1 protein-coding gene and 1 pseudogene are annotated in these 1840 nt (G+C 39.6%); both read left to right on the top strand.

Annotated elements, in window-relative coordinates; all coding sequences use genetic code 11:
* Positions 1-53: 53 nt before the first annotated feature.
* Positions 54-398 (top strand): small metal-binding protein SmbP, encoded by a 345-nt coding sequence (gene smbP, locus C4S39_RS15030; RefSeq protein WP_103967732.1) that lies wholly within the window; start codon positions 54-56, stop codon positions 396-398.
* A gap of 479 nt (positions 399-877) precedes the next feature.
* Positions 878-1601 (top strand): annotated as a pseudogene (locus C4S39_RS15025) (Crp/Fnr family transcriptional regulator).
* The last annotated feature ends 239 nt before the right edge of the window (positions 1602-1840 follow it).

Here is a 1840-nt window from a genome sequence, read left to right as displayed (position 1 = left end):
CAGCGCCATTTTAACATCTTCGGTCGCTATGATCACTAACATACAGTGCATTTATAACTAATATCAAATGCTTAAGGGTTTTTCAGAATCGACTAATTATATCTCTCTGCTCATTCAGTGCTATTGCAGAAGAAAGTCATTTAGATCAAGCGATTAAACATGCGGAGGCAGCGGTCAGTGCAGCTGATGGAAAAGCTATCGCTAAACATGCTGGAGAAGCAAAAACCCATGCAAATGCATCTAAATCCGAAAAAACTTCTGTGAAGAATGTCGGCTCGCATTTAGATGCAGGTATTAAAAGCTTGGATGAAGCCATTAAGCAGGGTAACCTCGGTGCCACAGATTTAGCAAAAAAAGCTGCGGAACAAGCAGTGACTCATTTAAAACAAGCTGCTTAAAAATTTAATTCGTTTCAGTAGCAATATAAAAAGCAGTGGGTGAATCCCCACTGCTTTTTATATTTTGGACTCAAGCATAAGAATACATTAATCTTTGGGAGAAGAAATTTAAGGCTTTAGAAACTAAACAACAGATACCGCAGGAATATTTATCGCTATATTTATTTCTAATAAAATCAGAGTTAGTCCACTCCATTACTCACTCCATGCCTCTCCTCGATATCATGTGGTCCGATTGGTAGACTTTCAAACAAGCATAGAATAATAATTGAAAATGAAATGCGCTGACTGACATAGAAATGCTCCTGTCAAACGCGTATTAACTGTATCTGAATAGAGTATCAGCGGCTTTATAATAAAATGCCGGAAAAGATTTGTGCGCTAACATACATTGGATACGTATAATAGAAATGTACTGGATAGTTTGAAAGCATAGTGTTGCTCATTCTTCTTTATTCTTTATTCTTTATTCATACAGTATGGAGACTGACGTGACCGAAAAACATATCAACCCTCAAAAAAATCACCTCCTGGCTTCATTACCTGAAGCAGAATACGATCGTATTTTTCCTCACCTTGAGCTTATCCAGATGCCTCTGGGCAATGTTATTTACGAATCCGGAGAAAAACTCCATTACGTCTATTTCCCAACGGATTGCATCATATCGCTGCTTTATGTGATGGAGAATGGTGCTTCAGCGGAAATTGCAGTGGTCGGCTTTGAAGGGGTTGTCGGCGTTGCTCTCTTTATGGGCGGACAAACGATGCCAAATCGTGCTGTAGTACAGAGTGCAGGATATTGTTACCGAATACGACAGAAACAATTTATGGAAGAATTTAACCGTCACGGTGCCGTGCTTCATAATTTGCTGAAGTTACACCCAAGCCCTTATCACCCAAATGGCACAAACGGCGGTTTGTAACCGGCATCATTCGATTGATCAACAACTTTGCCGCTGGCTGCTGCTCAGTCTCGATCGACTTCCTTCCAATGAACTAGCCATGACCCAGGAATTGATCGGCAATATGTTAGGCGTACGCCGTGAAGGTGTTACTGAAGCTGCAGGGAAATTGCAGCAAGCCGGATTGATTCAATACATCCGAGGCCACATCACCGTGATAGATCGGAAGGGATTGGAAGCGCGAGTATGTGAATGTTATGAAGTAGTTCGAAAAGAATCCGAGCGTATACTTCATTCCTGATTTCATTCTTTCCAATTGCATAACTTGTTATTCATTCATTTAATAAACTAATTGTCACTCCATTTTTCGCGGATTAAGCGAAAAATATTTATTATCGTGCAAATATCTTAAAGTAAATTGATAGCTTTGCATGAAAAGGTTAATTAGTCGATTCTGAAAAACCCTTAAGCATTTGATATTAGTTATAAATGCACTGTATGTTAGTGATCATAGCGACCGAAGATGTTAAAATGGCGCTG

Origin of the sequence: Nitrosomonas ureae, from assembly GCF_900108305.1 — a bacterium.
In the GTDB taxonomy this organism is placed as follows: Bacteria; Pseudomonadota; Gammaproteobacteria; order Burkholderiales; family Nitrosomonadaceae; genus Nitrosomonas; species Nitrosomonas ureae_B.
This window is presented reverse-complemented; position numbering and strand designations above follow the sequence as displayed.